Source organism: Bradyrhizobium sp. DOA9 (genome assembly GCF_000617845.2).
Lineage (GTDB): Bacteria > Pseudomonadota > Alphaproteobacteria > Rhizobiales > Xanthobacteraceae > Bradyrhizobium.
On the sequence record NZ_DF820426.1, the window covers coordinates 562,445 to 582,781 of the forward strand.

Sequence of the window (20,337 nt, forward strand, 5' to 3'; positions counted from 1 at the left end):
CATGACGCTCCTGTTCAACATGATAGGCATCGTCAGCGACAACTGGCTGCTGCTGCTGGTCGGTCAGTTTCCGAACGGTCCGCTCGGTGGGATCGCCGCGACCCTGATCCTGTCGATCCTCGGAATTGCGCTGGCGTTCCCGCTCAGCGTGACGATGGCACTCGCGCGTCTGTCGCCCTGGCCCGTGCTGCGCTGGCCGGCGACGGCGCTGGTCTACATCGTGCGCGGCGTTCCGCTGCTGCTGATCATCCTCTGGGTCTATTTCCTGCTGCCGCTCCTGATCGGCGAGAGCGTTCCCGGCTTCGTGACCATGCTCGCCACCCTCGTCATCTACGAGGGAGCGTTCCTCAGTGAAATCGTACGAGCCGGAATCACGGCATTGCCGCGAGGGCAGATGGATGCGGCGCGGGCGCTCGGCCACAGCCACCTCGGCGCGATGCGCTACGTGATCCTGCCGCAAGCGCTGTTCAACATGATCCCGAGCATCATTAGCCAGTTCGTCTCCACCATCAAGGAGACGACGCTGGGCTACATCATCAACGTACCGGAGCTGACCTTCGCGGCGGGACAGATCAACAACCGGCTGCTGACCAAACCCTTCGAAGTCTATTTCATGCTCGCCATCATCTATTTCATCGTCTGCTGGACTCTTACCAAGCTGGCCAGCACGCTCGAGCGCCGGATTGCCGCCCGCCGCGCCCGATCCATGGATGGCGTCGCAGCCCCCGCTCTGGCGGCCGCGCCGGCCGGCGCCTCGAGGACATGACCATGTCGCACCAAGCCCCGAGCAATACGGCAGCTCCGATGATCGAATTCATCGGCATCAACAAGTTCTACGGCTCGCTGCCGGCCCTCGTCGACGTCAACGCCGAGGTGAAGAAGGGCGAGGTGGTGGTGGTATGCGGCCCCTCGGGCTCAGGCAAGTCGACGCTCATCCGCACCGTCAACCGGCTCGAGGAAATCCAGTCGGGAGTGCTGCGCTTCGACGGACAGGATGTCCACGCCAAGATAGGCAGCTCGGCGATGAATCACCTGCGCAGCCGCATCGGCTTCGTGTTCCAGAGCTTCAATCTGTTTCCGCATCTCAGCGTGCTGGACAATGTGATGCTGTCGCCGGTGAAGGTGAACGGCATCAAGCGGAGCAAGGCGCGGGAGATCGCGCTTCAGCTGCTCGACCGGGTCGGGCTTTCCAGCAAGGCGGAGAACTATCCGGCGCAGCTGTCCGGCGGCCAGCAGCAGCGTGTCGCGATCGCCCGAGCGCTGGCCATGGAGCCGCCGGCGATGCTGTTCGACGAGCCGACCAGCGCGCTCGACCCGGAAATGGTCGGCGAAGTGCTGTCGGTGATGCGGGGGCTCGCTCGCGACGGCATGACCATGATGTGCGTCACCCACGAGATGAATTTCGCACGCGATGTCGCCGACCGCGTCTGGTTCATGGATGCCGGACGCCTGCTCGAATCGGCGCCGCCCAGTGCGTTCTTCGGCTCGCCCCAGCATCCGCGCGCGCAGCGCTTCTTGTCGGACCTGCGGGCGCGATGACGACGCTTGCCTTCACTGCAAAACAGGGAGTTTGGAATGTCGATTGGGACTGAGATCGGAAAATGTGTGCTCCGCGCGGCTATTGTCGCAGCCGGCCTGAGTTGCCTTGCCCCGGTGGCGATAGCCGATCAGCTGGCCGATATCATGCAGCGCAAGGAACTGCGTTGCGGCACCTTTGCTGACGTGACCCCGTTCGCCGCGCCGGACCCGAAAACGCGCGAGATGGCGGGCTTCGATGTCGACCTCTGCAGGGCCATCGCCAAACGCTGGGGCGTGGAGGCGAAGATCAGCCCGCTCTCGGTCGAGGCGCGAGTGCCCGAGGTCAAGCTCGGCCGCGTCGACATCACGGTCGCCAATCTCGCCTACACGTTGGGCCGCGCCGAGCAGATCCAGTTCTCCGACCCCTATTACCTCGCCAAGGAGATGTTGGCGGTGAAGGCCTCGGACCCAGGCGCCACGAAGGCCGACTTCAAGGGCAAGCGGCTGGCCTCGACCAAGGGATCGACCTCCGAACTCGCGATCAAGCTGAACGAGTCGGACCCGCTCACCTTCGTCGACACCGGCTCGGCCTATATGGCCGTCCAGCAGAACAAGGCGGTCGGAATGGTGGCCAACACCATGACCATCACCAAGCTCGTCAACGAATCCAAGACCGCCGGCCAGCCGCTGAAGATGATCGAGGAGCCGATGGCACTGCAGCCGATCGGCATCGGCATGAAGAAGGATGAACCGGCGCTGCTCGCCAAGGTCAACGAGACACTGCTCGCACTCGATCAGGCTGGCGAGATCAACCAGCTCTGGGACAAGTGGCTCGGCCCGGCCACCGAGTTCAAGATGACCCGCACCGACAAGGTCGTGCCGCTCAGCCAGCTCAAGTTCACGCCGCTGCCGTGAGCCGTGCCGCCGGGATCGGTGCCTCCTTCCGTCGACGCAAATCAGCCGTCCGCTTGATGTTCGGTCAGACAGCTCGATGTCACCGCCACGACTCCGGTTTCTCGACTCCGAGTTGCGCTACGACCCACTCTGCGAAAGCTCGCACCGCCGATCTCTGTCGGCTGGCGCGCGGGTAAATGAGGCGGTGACCAACATATCGAATATTGGTTGCGCGCTTCGCCAATGGAGCAACCAATCGCCCGCTGGCCAGTTCGCGTTCAGCCAGAAGGGTCGATTCCAGAGCAACCCCCAATCCCTCGGCCGCCGTCGCAATCGCCAGAAAGCTACGATCGAATCTCATGCCGTGAAGTGCGGGAGCTTCCAATCCATTTGCGGTAAACCATTGGTGCCACTGCACCTGTTTCACATCGGAGCGGATCAGCGTCCGATCGAGCAGATCGGCAGCCTTTTTTATCGACTTTGCGAGGGGGGGCGAGCAAAGCGGCGTGACCATCTCCTCGGCGAGAGGAACAACTTCGACACCCTCCGCACGCGGTGGACCGTAGACGATATCGACATCGAAGTCGTCGTTGCTGAAGCGCGCATATTCCGTGCTCGCAGCAAGCCGAACCTCGAGCTTCGGATAAGCGGCGAGAAATTGTGAAAGCCTTGGCGCCAGCCATTGCGCAGCAAAGCTCGGCGCGGAGTGGACGCGTACCAATTGCGGTCCGCGTGCGGCGACCTCTTCGAGCCCGCGGCGGAGTTGATCGAAGGCGGCTCCGGTGTGACGCATCAGATTTTCGCCCTCAGGCGTCAATCGCACCGAGCGCGTGCTGCGCTCGAACAGAACCGTCCGAAGCGTATCCTCAAGCTTGCGGATCGCATGACTGACCGCACTCGGCGTCAAGTGAAGCTCATTCGCCGCATCGCGGAAGGATCCCGTGCGGGCGGCAGCTTCAAACACGCGAATTGCCGATATTGGGACATTTGAAAGCATTTCATAAGTGAACCAGATTCATCGATCCGTGACAACTATGCGCTTGTCCGTTTTAGTGGCGCAGGTCATTCGTAATCTTGGCAAGCAAGAATAATTTGAGGGAGGAACAGATGCTGCTCAGCGGTAAGACGGCCATCATTTCGGGTGCGGCTTCGCCGCGCGGGATCGGGCTTGCAACGGCCCGCCGGTTTGCCGCCGAGGGTGCTCGGGTCGCCATTCTGGATATCGACGCCGCAGCAGCTGCGGGTGCGGCGGCCACTCTTGGTAAGGAGCACCTCGGTTTACGCTGCGACGTCGCTGACAAGTCATCCTGCGAACGGGCTGTCGTAAGCGTGGTCGAGGCATTCGGTGGTATCGACATCCTGATCAACAATGCCGGCATTACTCAGCCGGTGAAGCTCCTGGAGATTTCGGCGGCCGATTGGGATCGCATTCAGGACGTCAATCTGAAAGGCGTTCTGTTCCTCTCCCAGGCAGCCATTCCGCACATGCGCGCCCGGAAGTCCGGATCGATCGCATGCATGTCGTCGGTTTCGGCTCAGCGCGGTGGGGGAATTTTCGGCGGCCCGCACTACTCTGCTGCGAAGGCCGGCGTCCTTGGTCTCGCCAAGGCCATGGCCCGGGAGTTCGGTCCGGATGGCATTCGTGTCAACTGCGTCACGCCGGGCCTGATCGGCACTGATATCACGTCAGGCAAGCTGACCGATGATATGAGGACGAAAATCCTCGAAGGCATTCCACTCAATCGTCTTGGGACGGCGGAAGACGTCGCTGGCATCTACACCTTCCTGGCGTCGGATCTTTCCGCCTATGTCACGGGCGCCGTGATCGACGTAAATGGCGGCATGCTTATCCACTGACGCACCAGACAAGGTCCAGATCAATGGAAACCTCCACCAAGACACTGACCAATACACCTACCCTGGCGGATCGCGCCTACAACATCCGCCGCAACGCCTTGCGCATGGGTGAGGTCCAGGGCCAGGGTTATATCGCACAGGCGCTGGACATCTCAGACGTTCTCGCGGTGGCTTACTTTCACGCAATGCGGTATCGGTCCGAAGATCCGGCCTGGGAGGAGCGCGATCGCTTCCTGCTCTCAAACGGGCACTACGCCATCGCGCTCTACGCAGCGTTGATCGAGGCGGGGATCGTCCCTGAAGAGGAACTCGAAACCTATGGCAGCGACGAGAGCCGGCTGCCGATGTCGGGCATGGCCTCCTACACGCCCGGAATGGAAATGTCGGGTGGCTCCCTCGGACTGGGGCTCAGCATTGCTGTCGGCATGGGCCTCGGCCTCAAGCGCAAGAAATCCGAGGCGCGGGTGTACACACTGTTCTCCGATGGTGAGCTCGATGAAGGCTCCGTCTGGGAGGCGATCCAGTCGGCAGGCCACTACGGGCTCGACAATCTGATCGGCATCGTCGACGTCAACAACCAGCAGGCGGACGGTCCGTCCACCCAGGTCATGGCATTCGAGCCGCTGGTCGAGAAACTTCAAGCCTTCGGCTGGTTCGTGCAACGTATCGACGGCAACGATCTGGATGCGGTGATCGCAGCATTCGATACGGCCAAGTCACATCCCGAGCCAAAGCCGCGGATGATCGTCGCCGACACGTTGATGGGAAAGGGCGTTCCTTTCCTGGAGCAGCGCGAGAAGAACCATTTCATCCGCGTCGAGCAGCACGAATGGCAACTGGCGCTTGCCGCGCTGGAAGCCGGGAGGCAGGCATGAAGACCGTCAGATCAGCACCGCAGCCGGGCAAGCCGCGCCTGACTACCTCAGCCATGATCGCCTCGATCGCTGCCGAGGGACAGAAGACGAAACCAGCGCCGTTCGGGCACGCGCTCGTCGCGCTCGCACGTAGCCGCTCCGAGGTGGTCGGTATGACGGCCGATCTCGGCAAATACACTGACCTGCACATCTTCGCCAAGGAATTTCCGGACCGATATTACCAGATGGGCATGGCCGAGCAGCTTCTGTTCGGCGCTGCCTCCGGCCTTGCCGCAGAAGGCTTCATGCCCTTCGCGACGACCTATGCTGTGTTCGCATCCCGGCGGGCCTATGATTTCATCCACCAGACGATCGCGGAAGAAGACCGCAACGTAAAGATCGTCTGCGCGTTGCCGGGCCTGACCTCGGGCTATGGTCCGAGCCATCAGGCCGCCGAGGATCTCGCGCTGTTCCGCGCCATGCCGAACATGACTGTCATCGATCCCTGCGATGCCCATGAAATCGAGCAACTGGTGCCTGCCATCGCGGCGCATCAGGGACCGGTCTACATGCGCCTGTTGCGCGGCCAGGTACCGGTCGTGCTGGAAGAATACGACTACAAGTTCGAGCTCGGCAAGGCCAAGCTGATCCGTGACGGGAAGGACGTCCTGATCATTTCATCGGGCATCATGACGATGCGTGCGCTCGAGGCCGTGCAAGCGCTTCAGGATGACCGCGTGGATGCCGCGGTGTTGCACGTTCCGACAATCAAGCCGCTCGACACCGAGACGATCTTGCTGGACGCCGGCAAGCCGGGCCGCCTCGTCGTGGTTGCCGAAAACCACACGATGATCGGCGGGCTTGGCGAGGCCATTGCCGCACTCCTCATGCGTTCAGGCGTTCATCCGCCTTTCCGCCAGATTGCGTTGCCGGATGAATTTCTCGACGCCGGCGCACTTCCGACCTTGCACGACCGCTACGGGATTTCCACTGCAGAGGTCGCAAGGCAGATCAAGCAGTGGCTTTAGTCTGCCGCCGCTAGGCGCCAACCAAGCCAAGCCTCTGTGAGGACCTACGCCCGCCGCATGTTGCGGCGGCAAACGATGCCTCTTGCCCAAACGCCGGCGGACGAGAGCCGGAGGGCGAAATGCCCGAACACCGTATGCCGGCTTTGCAGCGGGCAGTAAATCAAAGCAGGATCTGGAGGAATACATGACTGTCTCGAAGCCAGGAAGCATCAGCCGCCGTTCGTTGTTGATGGCGGCCACGGCCGTACCTCTCTGCGGGATTCTGACCCGGCCGGCATCTGCTGCCGAGTTCGTGTACAAGTTCGCGACCGGACAGGATCCGACGCATCCGGTGAACATTCGGGCGCAGGAAGCGATCGACCGTATCCGCGAGGCGACCAGCGGCCGGCTCGAGATCAGGCTGTTTCCGGCCAACCAGCTCGGCTCCGACACCGAGCTCCTGACCCAGGTCCGTAGCGGCGGCGTCGAGTTCTTCAATCAATCTTCCTCCATTCTTGCCACCCTGGTGCCGAGCGCAGGCATCGTGAACACCGGCTTCGCATTCGCCGACTACGACAGCGTGTGGAAGGCGATGGACGGCGACCTCGGCACCTACATTCGGGCGCAGATCGCCAAGACGCCGATCATGGCCGTGTCGAAGGCCTGGGATAACGGCTTTCGACAGGTGACCTCGTCCGGCCGCGAGGTGCGCACGCCGGATGATCTGAAGAATTTCCAGATCCGTGTTCCGCCTGCCCCGCTGTTGACCTCGCTCTTCAAGGCGCTCGGAGCCGGGCCGACGCCGATCAACTTCAACGAAGTCTATTCGGCGCTGCAGACCAAGGTCGTCGATGGGCAGGAGAACCCGCTACCAATCATTGCGACCGCGCGCCTTTACGAAGTGCAAAGCACGTGCAGTCTGACCGGCCACGTCTGGGACGGTTACTGGATTCTCGGCAACAAGCGCGCCTTCGAGCGTCTGCCGAAGGATGTACAGGAAATCGTGACGCGCGAGCTCGACCGCTCTGCCATCGACCAGCGCGCCGACATCGCAAAGCTCAGCCAGTCACTGCGCGCCGATCTCTCCGCCAAGGGGCTCAAGTTCATCGACGTCGATCGCGCCGCGTTCCGCCAGGCGCTGTCGAAGACAAGTTTCTACGCAGACTGGAAAGCCAAGTTCGGCGAAGAGGCCTGGTCGCAGCTCGAAAAAGCCGCGGGCCAGTTATCATGACCAGCGTGACCCATACGCCGCACGCAGATGCCGGTATGGCGGCCGGCGCGTCTCACGCAGGCTCGCTCAGTTGGATAGTGAAAGCGAACACGGTGCTCGGTCACGCCGTTGCTATACCGGCAGCGCTACTCGTGCTGGCTGAAGTCGCAGTGTTGTCCGCAGGGATCGTAGCCAGATACCTGTTCCGTTCGCCAATCGTCTGGTCGGATGAACTTGCCGGCATCCTCTTCCTCTGGCTCGCCATGTTTGGATCCGTGATTGCGTTCCAGCGGGGCGAGCATATGCGGATGACCGCCATCGTCGGGATTCTCAGTGCTGAAGTCCGAGCGTTCCTGGACGTCGTGGCCGCCGCGGCATCGCTGGCATTCCTTGCGCTCGTCGTATGGCCAGCCTATGAATTCGCGGCCGACGAGGCATTCGTCACCACGCCGGCGCTCGAGATCGCCAACAGCTGGCGTGCGGCGGCGCTGCCGATCGGGCTCGGTCTGATGCTGATCGCCGCGATCCTCCGCCTTACCCGCATCGCGAGGCTGCGCAACTTGCTCGTATCCCTGGCGATCGTCGTAGGCATCATCGCGACCTTTGTTCTGCTCGCTCCCGTCTTGAAGCCGTTGGGAAATCTGAACCTTCTGATTTTCTTCGTATTCATCGTCGGCGCGATGGTGTTTGCAGCGGTGCCGATTGCGTTTTCATTCGGCCTCGCCACCGTCGGCTATCTCGCCTTGACAACCAGCACTCCCGATGTGGTGATGATTGGACGGATGGACGAGGGCATGAGCCACCTGATCCTGCTCGCTGTGCCGCTTTTCGTCTTTCTTGGCCTTCTGATCGAGATGACGGGTATGGCCCGCGCGATGGTAGGCTTTCTCGCGAGCCTTCTCGGCCACGTGCGCGGCGGACTGCACTATGTGCTGGTCGGCGCAATGTATCTGGTTTCGGGCATTTCCGGCTCCAAGGCGGCGGACATGGCCGCCGTGGCGCCGGTACTGTTTCCAGAAATGCGGCAGCGCGGGGCCAAACCGGGCGATCTCGTCGCGCTCCTGGCCGCAACCGGCGCTCAGACCGAAACGATCCCGCCGTCCCTCGTTCTGATCACGATCGGCTCGGTGACCGGCGTCTCGATCTCGGCATTGTTCACCGGCGGCTTGCTTCCGGGCGTTATTCTTGCTGTCATGCTCGCTGCCGTGGTGTCGTGGCGATATCGCCGCGAAGATCTGTCCCACGTCAAGCGGGCGACGGGGCAGCAGATTGGCCGCGCCTTTGTCATCGCGGTCCCTGCTATCGCACTGCCATTCGTGATCCGGACTGCCGTCGTCGAGGGCGTTGCGACCGCCACAGAGGTCTCGACCATCGGCATCCTTTACTCAGCCTGTGCGGGTCTCTTCATCTACCGCCAATTCGACTGGCGCCGGATCTATCCGATGCTGGTCGAGACGGCCTCGCTGTCCGGGGCAATTCTGCTCATCATCGGCGCGGCGACGGGAATGGCCTGGGCGCTGACTCAGTCGGGGTTTTCTGCCTCTCTTGCCAAGTTCATGACCAGCCTTCCCGGCGGCGTCCCTGTCTTCCTGGCGGTCACGATCGTGACCTTCGTGATCCTGGGCAGCGTGCTCGAAGGGATCCCGGCCATCGTGCTGTTTGGCCCGCTGCTGTTCCCGATCGCGCGGCAGGTCGGGGTGCACGATGTCCACTACGCAATGGTGGTCGTCCTCGCCATGGGCATCGGACTGTTCGCGCCGCCGTTCGGGGTCGGTTACTACGCGGCCTGTGCCATCAGCCGCATCAACCCGGATGAGGGCATGAAGCCGATCGTTGGCTACATGCTAGCCTTGCTGATCGGGACCCTGATTGTGGCCGCCGTTCCCTGGCTATCAATCGGCTTCCTTTGAGGTCGTGGTGAGAGGGCCTCGCGCGACAAGCCGCGAGGCCGTTCGTCAGGTGAATTTCGGCAGATGCAGTGGCAGACCTTCGCATGGCATATCGATCTCCTCGACCTGGCCCCTGCCAACTTCGGTGACGCGCAGCTTCCTGCCCTCGAGGGTGAAGGCACAGTTCGTCGGCTGGGGGCCGTCCAGGATCAGGCGATCGACGACCTCACCCTCGCGGTTCAGAACCGTGACGTTCTTCTGGTTGTAGACCGTGCAATAAAGCCGGCCGTCCGTGCCAAAGGCCATTCCGTCCGGCCCCTTGAAATCGGGGTTGGTATCCGGTTGGAGGACGTTGCCGAATACCACGCGTTTTGGTGCAGTTTCGCCGAGGACGTCGTATCGGTAAACTTCACCTGTGAAGGACGCGTTGGCATAGAGGTGATTGTCGGGGCCGAAAGCAATGCCGTTGGTGAAGCGGATCTTGCGATCGAGGACGCGCAGAACCTTCATGACTGCCGGATCGATCTCATAGACACGGCCGTCCCAATCGAGGTCCATGTAGCCGTCGACGAAGGCCTGTCCGTTGATGAAATCCTCGGCTGCCATGCCTGAATCAGTCATATAGAGCAGTCCGTTCGGGCCGAAGCAGAGGTCGTTCGGGAACAAAAAGCGGTCGGCACCTTCGCCCTGCATGCGCCGGATCTCGTTTCCACCCTGATCGATGCAGATCAGAGCCCTTAGACCTGCTTCCGCGACCCAGATCCGGCCGTGGCCATCGGTGGTCAATCCATTCGGGCGCCCGCCGGTGGTGCGGATCACCCGGCGATTGCCGCGGTTATCCAGCCTCGTGATGCAAAGGGTGGCAGCGGACATTTCCGTCACATACATCGATCCGTCCGGCAGGCACACCGGGCCTTCGGGCGCTCCGATTTCGGTTACAAAGAGCCTCGATGCCATTCTTCCCTCCCGTTCTGGCTGCGCTACGCGATGACCAGGCCGCTGGCCGGATCGATCAGCACTACGCGATTGAGATCAATAGCGAGCTCGATCCGCTCACCATGGTTGGTGACGTCGTGAGCCTGCAACTCGGCGACGGCATCCACGCCGCCGATCTTGATAGTGGTGAATGTGCGCGTCCCTGTCGGTTGAATGAGATCGGCGGTGGCCGAATATGAGACCACTCCTTCGCGGAGAGGCCCGCCGCCACCAGCCCGGCTGAAATGCTGGGGACGAATGCCGACGAGAACCTGTCGCTCCTCCGCGCCACTCAGCAATGCGGCTTTCGCGGGCGGAAGTGTCAGCGAACCGCCGGACTTAAACACGGCTTCTGCAGCAGTTCCCGACGTTTTGAGGGTCGCCGGGATGAGGTTGATCGACGGAGACCCAAGGAAGCCGGCAACAAATCCAGTGCGGGGTTGCTCGAACAGCTCCAGCGGAGCTCCCTGCTGCTCGATCTTTCCGTCGCGCAGCAGCACGATGCGATCGGCGAGCGTCATCGCCTCGACCTGGTCGTGGGTGACGTAGATCATTGTCGTCGTGATCTCGTGATGCAGACGCTTGATCTCGCTCCGCATCTCATCGCGCAGCTGCGCGTCGAGATTCGAGAGCGGCTCGTCGAACAGGAACAGATCCGCCTTGCGCACGATGGCGCGGCCAATGGCGACCCGCTGGCGCTGCCCACCGGACAGCTGGCGCGGGTAGCGCTGCAAGAGATTGCCGATGCCGAGCATCTCGGCGGCTTCACCGACCCGCTTTCTGATTTCGATCTCGGGAGTCTTCCGTGCGCGAAGACCGAAGGCGATGTTCTCGTTGACGGTCAGATAGGGGTAGAGGGCGTAGTTCTGAAATACCATCGCGATGTTGCGCTCGCGTGGGCGCAGATCGTTGACCACAGCACCGCCGATCGTGATCGTTCCGTCGTCCGGATCCTCAAGGCCTGCGATGGTTCGCAAGAGCGTGCTCTTGCCGCAGCCGGACGGACCGACCAGAACTGCGAATTCGCCGTCGGCAATGGAAAGGTCCACCCCGCGAACCGCGTGCACATTGCCGTAATATTTATGCACGCCGGACAACTTGACATCAGCCACTCTATTCTCCCTAACCCTTGACTGCGCCCAGGGAGATCCCGCGCACGAGATAGCGTTGCATCACGGAGACCGCAACGAAGATCGGCAACGTCCCCAGCACCGACATCGCCGCGATCTTCGCCCAGAAATTCGATTGTCCGCCGAAGTAATGCGTCAACATGACCGGGAAGGTGATGACCTCGGTACGCGTCAGCACGAGTGCGAAGAGAAAGTCGTTCCAGGCGAACACGAAGGTGAAGACCGAGGTCGCCATCAGCCCGGGGCGTACCATTGGGAAGACGACTTTCCAGATCACCTCCCAGCGATTGAGGCCGTCGACAAGGGCGCTTTCCTCGAGCTCCAGCGGAACGTCGACGATATAGCCGCGCATCATCCAGATAACGTAGGGAAGGTTGAATGCCGTGTAGAGCAGGATCAGGCCGAAGTAGCCGTCGACCAAACCGAAATGGACGTAGATCAGGAAGATCGGAAAGACGACGGCAATCGGTGGGATCATGCGCTGGGAGATGATCCACATCGCGAGGTTCTCGCCGCCAGTCCCATACCGGGCGAGGCTGTAGGCGCAGAGCGTTCCCAGCACGATCGCAATGCCGGAGCTGACGCCGGCGACAATCAAGCTGTTCAGGATCGCCAGGACGTCACCATCCTTGAACAGGACGTAATAGTTCGAGAACTGGATCTGCTCAGGGATCCATAGGGGCGGCACATGATAGATCTCATCCGGCGTCTTGAACGAAATCATGAACAGCCAGTAGACCGGAAACAGGAACAGCAGGATCACTATGCCGGCGCCGAGATAGCGGACGGCGAGAATGCGGGCTTTTTTTGCCGGAAGCCTGCCGATCCTCATCGCGTAAGCTCCATGCGCTTGAGGACCAGGGTGGTGATCAGCGTCAGCAGCGCGATTACCAGGAAGGAAATCGCGGCTGTGTAGCTAGTCTCGAATTGCGAGAAGCCTTGCACATAGGTGTAAAGAGAGACGGTCTCGGTCATCGAGCCTGGCCCGCCTTCGGTAAGGGCCCAGATGATGTCGAAGATGCGGACGAGGTCGAGGCCGCGGATCAGGCAGGCCACGGCGATCACGGGGGCGATCGCCGGCAGAACGATTGCACGAAGCACGCGCAGGTAGGACGCGCCGTCGATCTCCGCAGCCTCGAGTTGCGACTGGTCGACGTTCGACAGGGCTGCAAGCAGGAGCAGGAACATGAAGGGCGCCCACTGCCAGACTTCGCAGATGATGATCGCCGGATAGACGTAGGCGGGATTGACGGTCCAAAGGATCCGGACCGGCTCGCCGGCGAAGAAACTCAGGATCTGGCCAATCGGGCCGAAGCGGACGTCAAACATCAGACGCCAGGTCGCACCCGCGACGATCGGAGAGATCACCGTCGGAAGCACCAGCAGCGCGACGAAGATCTGTCGACCCGGCATACCATCGATGAAGAGCTGCGCCATCAAGAAGCCGACCAGCAGCTCCAGGGGCAGGGCGATCGCGGTGATGATGGCGGTATGACCGAGCGAAGCCCAGAGGCGGGTATCCCTGAACAGCTCCGCATAGTTCAAGAGGCCGACGAACGACGTGTCGTTCTCGGTCATCGTGATGCGCTGGAAGCTCACGATCAGCGAGTAGATCAGGGGAAACAACCCGACTAGGAGGAGGATCAGAATGGCCGGCGCGACGATGAGATAGGGCAGGCGGTCCTCGAGCATGCGCCCGAAGCGACTGGGGCGGCGCTGCTCGGCGCCATTGAGGCTCACAGAAACTGTCATCATCAGTCCGGAAACACGGCAACGCACGGGAGGGCGACGCCTCCCGTGCGTTATCCAGTCAGTTATTGCGGGTAGGCGCCGGGCTTTGCGGCCCAGACCTTGTAGACGGCTTTCTGGTTCTCGATGCCGACCTTCTCGGTGATCGCGTCGAATTGCTGCGCCATGCGCTCGAGAATGGCCTTGGGATCTTCGCCGGCCCACAGGCTCGAGATCGCCTTGGTCATTGCCTCGTCGTACTTGTCCTGTTGCAGTAGCGAGAGATCGAGCAGGCCCTTCTCGCCCGATGTCTTGATGGTGTCGAGATACGCCGCAGCGTCAGGCCAGAGCGAACGGTATTTCTCGCTCGCGTAATGCGACAATCGGAACGGGTCGCGGAGCGTATAGGGAAGTTGGACGCGCTCGAGGCTCGTCTTCTTGCTGTTCAGCCACTGGATGAAGAGGTAAGCGGCCTCCTTGTTCTTGCTGGTTGCCGACACCGACAGGTCGAAGCCGACGCCAAGTTCCGGACGCCCGAGCGGGGTGAGCGCATAACCGACCTTGCCGGCGACCTGCGATTTGGGCACCCACTTCAACGCTTCCTCGCCCGAGCCATAACCCGCGGCCCACCGGCCGTACGGCGGCCAGGAGATCGTCATCGCTGTCGTGCCTTGGAGGAATGCCGCGAGATTGTCGACGAAATTCCACTGCTCCACGCCGGGCGGCATGAATTTGTTTTCCGCGAGCATCTGCTTGAAGACTTTGAGGCCGACATCGCCGTTCACCGTCGCCTTCATGGTGTCGGCATTGAAGAACTTTCCGCCCTCCATGCGGAAGCGCTCCTGGAACATGTATTGCGGGTAGGGCGCGGTGCGGAAGAAACCGGCGCCGTAAACCTTGGGCGCCATCTTGTCGGTGATGAACTGACCGATCTCGTCGAATTGCTTCCAGTCCTTTGGCGGAGCCAGCTCGTAGCCGAACTTAGCCTTGAACTCGTCCTTCATCTTCGGATCCTCGAAGATGTCCCTTCGGTAGTAGAGCAACATCACGTCGCCATCATCCGGGAAGCCGTAGATCTTCCCGTCATACTGCATCTGGTTGTCGCGATAGGCGGCCGCGATGTCCTGCAGCTCGTCACGGTAGCCAAACTTGTCGACGTATTTGTCGAGCGGCTCGAGCGCGCCGGCACGCGCAAGATCGGGCATCCAGGACGGAATGACGTTCAGCGCGTCATACGCGCCGGCGCCTGACTTGAAATCCTGCATGATCTTGGTGAACATCTGGTCGGTCGGCACCTCGACGACCTTCACCTTGACGCCGGTCAGCTTCTCCCACTTTGGCCCGGAGTAGTTCAGCGGATCGAGCGACTGGAGGCCCGCCTCCCAAACGATGCTGATCGTCGTGCCCGCATACTTTTTTGCGGCTTCGACCGCGATGTCTGCTGCATCCTTGTCAGCAGCGAGCGCCGAGCCACCAGTGAGCGCCAGAACGGCGGCTGCGCTGAGAATCGTTCTGAACTTCATACTTTCCTCCTCTTCCCCTGAACGTCCGCAAGCCGAAACTGGCTTTCGAGCGCTTTCACGTGGTCTCGGCCGATCAGTCAGCCGACCGCATCTGAGCCGGTACCGGCTCGGACGGCGCCGAACAAACGAATTCACCCATTTTGAGGATTGCCACGCGGCGCTTGGGACTGACCCTGCCAATCCGAATGAGCGCAGTCTGGCTTCATAGAAGCACGCGTCCTCCCAAAACCGCTAGAGAGCGTTGATTTTGGAGCTAGTCTGCGTTGAGGTGGAACTGGCCGACAAATGAGAACTTTGCAAGCATTGATGAGCTGTATTCACTCATCGAGAAGCGGAAAGCAGCCAGCTTCGTTTGATCGGTACGATCAATCCAGCAAGGCGCGATCTCGACGGTGCACCCGCGCTCCGGCCGTGCTGAAAGCCTGCCCCTGCAGTGGCCGGACGGATCGGCTCGCTGAAAGGGATGATGTCTGACGTGGGCGCTGGCGAGCTGTAGCTGGCACCGTGATCCGTCGAGCGCAGCTGTAGCGATCGCATCTCGCAGCGGCTGACAAGGCCGACGGCATGCCGATTCCATCCTAAGCAAGAGTGCCTTTGGAGCTGACGCGTACGGTCCGGGGTCCGAAGCCCGGCATTCGCCGCGAACCGGAACTGTCGCAACACGAGGATATCGTGGCGCCGCTCGCCGAGAACGAGTTTGATGCTGTCCCGGAGGAGGGCGACACTGACGCCCTACAGGCGACCCTCCCAACCGCGCGATGCCGTGCCTTGCGCGTTCGGTCAGCCTCTATCCAGACAATAAAGTGGGTCTTTGAGCGGGGCGATATAAACGGGTCAGGCTGATCTCGTTAACTGATCCCGACAGCCGTTCGATGGCGAAGGGGCGGCCGCGGTTCAGGCGTCATTGGCTACCATGTGCAGGCAATTTAACCCGACTAGAGATCTCGGACTGGACTAGCAGCCACCGTGAGTTCAAGAGCCGATAACAGCGAGGGACAGCCGTAGCTGGCCCCGCCGAGATCCCCTTTTTTGCGAGCTTCGACTTCCCGTAGATCGCCATTGAATTGAAGAGTGATAGACTCAGGTAACGGGAGCGATGGAGTAGATGCCCGCCGCCCGCCACTACTACCGAGTACTAGAACGCGTCGCCCGTCGTTTCTTACGGGATTCTGGCGCTTCTGTTCTGGCGGCTCGCTGATCCTCCTGAAGCCTGAGCGCCGCTCTGACATGTTCGGCGAGCTTCAAGGCGCTGTCTGCGTTCGAAGCGAGCCGCGACAATAATTGCGACAGCATTTTGAACTCGTCGCGCGTCAGCATCCCGAACAATGCGTCGTTGACCGGTCTCTGCAAGGCGGCAAGGCGGATCAAAAGGCTCAACCCACGCTGGGTGAGGGTAAGTTGGACCCGGCGTCCGTCTTCGGGATGGGGGCTCTTCTCGAGCAAGCCGTCGGAAACCAGTTTGTTGATTTCGTTGGTGACGAAGGCGCCGCTTAAGTACAGCCGTTCGGCGACCTTATTCACTCCCATTGGCTGTGCTGCCGTCGAATTCTTGATCGCGATCAAGATCAGATATTGGGTCGGCGACAGGTCGACGAAGCCGGCGAATATCTCCCGGCAGGCCTCCAAACCACGTCCGAAAGCGAAATAGTCGTAGAGGAGGCCGCGAAGCATGCGGTCTCCTTCCTTGTCGAGCAACTCGGGTTTCGACGCCGTCAATAGCGCATCGGTCACGGTTTTCTCTCCGCGAAATCATAGCCTTGCGAGCTGCTTAAAAAGCACGCATGCGCTCGCCCAGCAAGTGGGCTTGACACTCCCATATCGCTTTGCCAGAAAGCTACTTAAGAATTATAACTCAGGATCGTAGCAGCGAGGGCAGCCTCCCATGGAGGACCGTGCGTTCAGGCGAGTTTTGGGAGAATTCGCGACCGGCGTTGCGGTGGTGACCGCGCGCGGCAGGGGCGACGAGCTCATCGGCATGACGATGAGTTCATTCAACTCCGTATCGCTCGACCCACCTTTGGTTCTGTTCAGCGTCGACCGAAAGGCTCGCAGCCTGCCCGCGATGCTCGAAGCCAAGGGCTTTGCCGTCAACATTCTCGCGCGCGATCAGGAGCAGATCTCCAACCAGTTCGCGCGCGCGCTTTCCGACAAATGGGACCAGGTGAAGACATCGCTCGGCCACGCCGAGGCGCCGCTCATCTCCGGGGCGCTGGCTCATTTCGAGTGCGCGCCCTATGCAATCTACGAGGGCGGTGACCACGTCATCTTCGTCGTCCGTGTCGTCCGCCACTCGGCCCGCGCCGAGGCGGCTGCTCCCCTGATCTACTTTCGCGGTCGATACCGCGACCTGGTCGACGAAACCGAACGCGAGCCGACCTGGCCGCTTCCCATTCATTACTAGCTTCGAACCGGAGAACCGCGATGCGTAGCGCAAAGGACTATTTGTCGGGCCTGAAGGATGGTCGCACCATCTACATCAACGGCGGCTCCGTGGGCGATGTGACGACGCATCACGCCTTTCGCAATCTGGCAAATTCAGTGGCCGGATTGTTCGACTTTGCCAGCGCCTGGGAAAACGCCGATCTCATGACGTTCGAGACCGATGCCGGACGTGCCAACCGGATTTGGCAGCTTCCGGCATCCTACGCCGACCTGCTCCAGCGGCGAAAGGCGCTGGAAGCATGGGCGGGCTTGCATGCGGGCTTCTTGGGCCGCGCCCCGGACCACGTCGCATCGTGCATTTCCGGCCTGTACATGGGGCTCGACCTGTTCAAGGCCTATGATCCGGCCCGCGCCGGCGCACTTGAGAGCTACTACCGCTACGCGCGCGACAAGGACCTCTACCTCACCTACGTCATCATCAATCCGCAGGCGGACCGCTCGAAGGGCGCCGCCGAGCAGGCCGATCCGTTCCTCACTGCCGGCGTCGTCGATCGCGATGCCGAGGGCATCACGATCCGCGGCGCCAAGATGCTCGCCACCGGAGGCGTGGTGGCCGACGAGGTCTTCGTCACCACGATCCAGCCGATGCGTCCGGGTGAAGAGCGTTACGCGATGTCCTTTGCGATCCCGATGAATACGAAGGGCCTCAAGATGCTGTCGCGCAAATCCTACGAGGATGCCGCCGGCGCGGTGTTCGACAATCCCCTGTCGAGCCGTTTCGACGAGAACGACTCCGTTCTCTATTTCGATGACGTGAAAGTGCCGTGGGACCGGGTCTTCATCGAGGGCAACGTTGAAATGTGCCAGAAGCAGTTTCACGCCACGCCATGTCACGTCTACCAGAACTACCAGGCGATGGTCCGTCTCAGCGTGAAGCTCAAGTTCCTGACTGGCCTTGCGCATCGGACCGCCGACATGAACGGCGTCACCCAGTTCCCGCAGGTGCGTGAAATGCTCGGCCAGCTCGCGGCCGAGACCGGCATGGTGGACGCGCTGGTGGCAGCCATGGAAGCCAAGGGCACGCAGGTCGGTTCCTATTTCATCCCGGACCGGCACACGCTCTATTCCGCGCAGGTCCTGACGCAGCAGCTCTACGCCCACATCATCAACACGCTTCGCGAGCTCGCCGGCGGCGGCATGATCATGCTGCCTTCGTCGGTTGCGGATTTCGATAACCCAGAGATCGCGGCCCTCATCGGCAAGACCCAGCAGTCGCCGAAGGCCAATTCGCACGACCGGGTGAAATTCTACAAGCTCGCCTGGGATGCCGTGGGCTCCGAATTCGGCTCGCGCCACCAGCAATACGAGATGTTTTACGCCGGCGCGACCTTCGTCACCAAGGGTCATTCCTATCGCACCTACGACTGGGCCGGCGCCGACCGCCTGGTGCAGACCATGCTCGATTCCTACGACCTCAACGGCGTCTCGACCGCCAGCAAAGCCGCTTGAACCAAGAGAGACAACACATGCCCGTCAACAAGAAGCACGACGAATTCCACACGCTCGACATGGCAACCGGCTGGGAAGTGCCGCCAGGTTATCCGGCCGGCATCCAGCAGAAGATCATCGCCGGCGGCCTAGATGAGGAGAACCGGCGCGGTACGCGAACCCGGCTGCTCCGTTTCGCACCGGGCGTCTATACGACCGCGCCGTTTTCGCACGAGTACTGGGAGGAGGTCTATCTCGTCTCGGGCGACCTGATCGTCGGAAACGATGCCAAGGGAGAGGGCGGCAAGAGCTTCCCGCCGAACACCTATGCCTGCCGGCCGCCGCACGCGCCGCATGGGCCGTTCAAGTCCATTGGCGGCTGCCTGCTTTTGGAGATGCATTACTTCGACCCGGTTTGATGCCGAATCGCTACGACCAGCAACATCGTCGACCAGCCAAGGGGAAGAGCAATATGACGTTCAAAGGTATTTCCATCGTAGTTGCGCGTTGTCTGTCGTCATTCGATCTGCTCTGCAGGCTAGATCGCGGGTTGCCTCAATCCAATCTTCGGTTGGTGGTCGATGGCCTCGTGGGAGCTCTCGCGATCGGCGTCGTCGCGACAACGCCGGCCGCCGCACAGGAAAAGCCGAGCTCGCTGGGACTGGGCATCTTCACCTTCACGTCGGGGCCCGCTGCAGCCTACGGCATGCCGGGCAAGAATGCCGCCGATCTCATGATCGACGAGATCAATGCAAAGGGCGGTATCGAAGGCGTGCCGGTCAGCGCGACTTACGTCGACGAGGCGCAGGGAGCGCAAGGTGTGATCGCGGAATATCGTCGGCTGGCGGGCGATGCGAAGAACCAGGTGATGATCGCCGCCCTCTCCAGCGCGAACTGCCTGGCGTTGGCGCCGCTCGCCGAGCAGCTCGAAGTTCCGACCGTCGGCTGGAACTGCGACACCCATCAGTTGCTGATGGACGGCAAGAGCAAATATGTGTTCCGACCCAACGGCAACACCGTGCCGGAATTCATCGCCTACGCGATCTATCTTCTCGAGCGCAAGCCGGATGTGAAGACGGTCGCGATCATCAACCCGGACTATGCGTTCGGCCATGACGCGGCCAAGATCTTCACCGCGGCGCTGAAAGCGTTGAAGCCTGACGTCGAGATTGTCGCGGAGCTCTATCCGAAGCTCGGGTCGCCGAACTACCAGACGGAGATTTCCCGCCTCACCACCGTACGCCCCGACGTCGTGTTCTCCAATCTCTGGGGCGCCGATCTCGAGAACTTCGTTCGCCAAGCAACGCCGCGAGGGCTGTTCGCGTCCAGCCAGGTGGTGCTCGCGCTCGGCGAGACGGTGCTGCAACGCGTGCCGTTGCCTGACGGCGTGATCGTCGGCGTTCTCGGCGATGGCTGGTGGATGTCGCCGGATGCCGGGGCCAACCCCGAGACGGTGAAGTTTGGCGGGGCGTACAAGGCGCGCTTTGGGGAATATCCGGTGTTCCCGTCGATCAAGATGGCCAACACGCTGATCTACGTGAAGGCTGCCTACAAGGCAGCGATGCAGAAAAATGGCGGAAAGTGGCCGACCCGTGCCGAGCTCGCGGACGCCATGAAGGGCAGCACGGTTGCGACCCTGACCGGCACCGCGCAGACGCGCGCCGACAATGACGGACTCGTCGACCAGATCGTCGGCGTCACCGTGAAGACCCCGGCGCAGCAGTTTCCCGTGATCGGCGACATGGTTCGCTACAAGGGCGACAGCCTGATGCCGCAGGCAGGGCAAGATCCGCTGGCCTGGATTGCAACGCTCAACCCCGAGTTCGCCAAGTCCCTTCCGAAGCCGGGAAGCTACAAATAGGCGCGCGATAGCGTTCACTTC

At 61.5% G+C, this 20,337-nt stretch carries 19 protein-coding genes; 12 read left to right on the forward strand and 7 right to left on the reverse strand.

Translation table 11 applies throughout. From position 1 onward, the window contains the following. Position 1 precedes the first annotated feature (1 nt). From BDOA9_RS35755 to BDOA9_RS35765, 3 genes are all read left to right on the forward strand, one after another. Positions 2–766 (forward strand): amino acid ABC transporter permease, encoded by a 765-nt coding sequence (locus BDOA9_RS35755; protein ID WP_042337055.1) that lies wholly within the window; start codon positions 2–4, stop codon positions 764–766. Beyond that, entirely contained in the window at positions 763–1,539 is a 777-nt protein-coding gene (locus tag BDOA9_RS35760) for an amino acid ABC transporter ATP-binding protein (RefSeq protein ID WP_445291840.1), read from the forward strand. Before BDOA9_RS35755 ends, BDOA9_RS35760 begins: the two co-directional genes overlap by 4 nt. Positions 1,540–1,683: 144 nt before the next feature. Then, complete coding sequence (locus BDOA9_RS35765; protein ID WP_445291844.1) at positions 1,684–2,433, forward strand: ABC transporter substrate-binding protein; 750 nt, start codon at positions 1,684–1,686, stop codon at positions 2,431–2,433. Between the two features lie 79 nt (positions 2,434–2,512). Here BDOA9_RS35765 and BDOA9_RS35770 read toward each other — a convergent pair whose 3' ends face one another. Next, positions 2,513–3,409, reverse strand: coding sequence for a LysR substrate-binding domain-containing protein (locus tag BDOA9_RS35770; RefSeq protein WP_025038718.1), 897 nt, complete (start codon positions 3,407–3,409; stop codon positions 2,513–2,515). 110 nt (positions 3,410–3,519) lie between these two features. Between BDOA9_RS35770 and BDOA9_RS35775 the strand changes: the two genes are divergently transcribed. The 5 genes from BDOA9_RS35775 (at position 3,520) to BDOA9_RS35795 (ending at position 9,250) form a co-directional block, all read left to right on the forward strand. After that, positions 3,520–4,269 (forward strand): SDR family NAD(P)-dependent oxidoreductase, encoded by a 750-nt coding sequence (locus BDOA9_RS35775; protein ID WP_025038719.1) that lies wholly within the window; start codon positions 3,520–3,522, stop codon positions 4,267–4,269. A 23-nt stretch (positions 4,270–4,292) separates the two neighbouring features. Beyond that, positions 4,293–5,144, forward strand: coding sequence for a transketolase (locus BDOA9_RS35780; protein WP_025038720.1), 852 nt, complete (start codon positions 4,293–4,295; stop codon positions 5,142–5,144). After that, positions 5,141–6,151 (forward strand): transketolase family protein, encoded by a 1,011-nt coding sequence (locus tag BDOA9_RS35785; protein WP_025038721.1) that lies wholly within the window; start codon positions 5,141–5,143, stop codon positions 6,149–6,151. The genes BDOA9_RS35780 and BDOA9_RS35785 overlap by 4 nt, the downstream gene beginning before the upstream one ends. Before the next feature lie 184 nt (positions 6,152–6,335). Further along, positions 6,336–7,361, forward strand: coding sequence for a TRAP transporter substrate-binding protein (locus BDOA9_RS35790; protein WP_025038722.1), 1,026 nt, complete (start codon positions 6,336–6,338; stop codon positions 7,359–7,361). 35 nt (positions 7,362–7,396) lie between these two features. Beyond that, complete coding sequence (locus tag BDOA9_RS35795; protein ID WP_244521653.1) at positions 7,397–9,250, forward strand: TRAP transporter large permease; 1,854 nt, start codon at positions 7,397–7,399, stop codon at positions 9,248–9,250. Positions 9,251–9,295: 45 nt separating this feature from the next. Here the strand turns inward: BDOA9_RS35795 and BDOA9_RS35800 are convergent, their stop codons facing one another. From BDOA9_RS35800 to BDOA9_RS35830, 6 genes are all read right to left on the reverse strand, one after another. Further along, positions 9,296–10,186: an SMP-30/gluconolactonase/LRE family protein gene (locus BDOA9_RS35800; RefSeq protein ID WP_025038724.1), complete on the reverse strand. Its 891-nt coding sequence runs from the start codon at positions 10,184–10,186 to the stop codon at positions 9,296–9,298. 23 nt (positions 10,187–10,209) lie between these two features. Then, positions 10,210–11,316, reverse strand: a complete 1,107-nt coding sequence (locus BDOA9_RS35805; RefSeq protein WP_025038725.1) for an ABC transporter ATP-binding protein — start codon at positions 11,314–11,316, stop codon at positions 10,210–10,212. Between the two features lie 10 nt (positions 11,317–11,326). Next, on the reverse strand, positions 11,327–12,166 hold the full coding sequence (locus BDOA9_RS35810; protein WP_025038726.1) for a carbohydrate ABC transporter permease: 840 nt from the start codon (positions 12,164–12,166) through the stop codon (positions 11,327–11,329). Further along, positions 12,163–13,086, reverse strand: coding sequence for a carbohydrate ABC transporter permease (locus BDOA9_RS35815; RefSeq protein WP_192859685.1), 924 nt, complete (start codon positions 13,084–13,086; stop codon positions 12,163–12,165). Before BDOA9_RS35815 ends, BDOA9_RS35810 begins: the two co-directional genes overlap by 4 nt. A 62-nt stretch (positions 13,087–13,148) precedes the next feature. Next, complete coding sequence (locus tag BDOA9_RS35820; RefSeq protein ID WP_025038728.1) at positions 13,149–14,585, reverse strand: ABC transporter substrate-binding protein; 1,437 nt, start codon at positions 14,583–14,585, stop codon at positions 13,149–13,151. 1,125 nt (positions 14,586–15,710) lie between these two features. Then, positions 15,711–16,316 carry a MarR family winged helix-turn-helix transcriptional regulator gene (locus BDOA9_RS35830; RefSeq protein ID WP_025038730.1) on the reverse strand — a complete coding sequence of 202 codons (606 nt, stop codon included), beginning with the start codon at positions 16,314–16,316 and terminating at the stop codon, positions 15,711–15,713. Between the two features lie 151 nt (positions 16,317–16,467). Between BDOA9_RS35830 and BDOA9_RS35835 the strand changes: the two genes are divergently transcribed. From BDOA9_RS35835 to BDOA9_RS35850, 4 genes are all read left to right on the forward strand, one after another. Beyond that, positions 16,468–16,986, forward strand: a complete 519-nt coding sequence (locus BDOA9_RS35835) for a flavin reductase family protein (protein ID WP_025038731.1) — start codon at positions 16,468–16,470, stop codon at positions 16,984–16,986. 20 nt (positions 16,987–17,006) lie between these two features. After that, complete coding sequence (locus tag BDOA9_RS35840) at positions 17,007–18,476, forward strand: 4-hydroxyphenylacetate 3-hydroxylase family protein (RefSeq protein ID WP_025038732.1); 1,470 nt, start codon at positions 17,007–17,009, stop codon at positions 18,474–18,476. A gap of 17 nt (positions 18,477–18,493) precedes the next feature. After that, positions 18,494–18,874, forward strand: coding sequence for a hypothetical protein (locus BDOA9_RS35845; protein ID WP_025038733.1), 381 nt, complete (start codon positions 18,494–18,496; stop codon positions 18,872–18,874). 170 nt (positions 18,875–19,044) lie between these two features. Continuing rightward, entirely contained in the window at positions 19,045–20,316 is a 1,272-nt protein-coding gene (locus BDOA9_RS35850) for an ABC transporter substrate-binding protein (protein WP_042337186.1), read from the forward strand. Positions 20,317–20,337 lie beyond the last annotated feature (21 nt).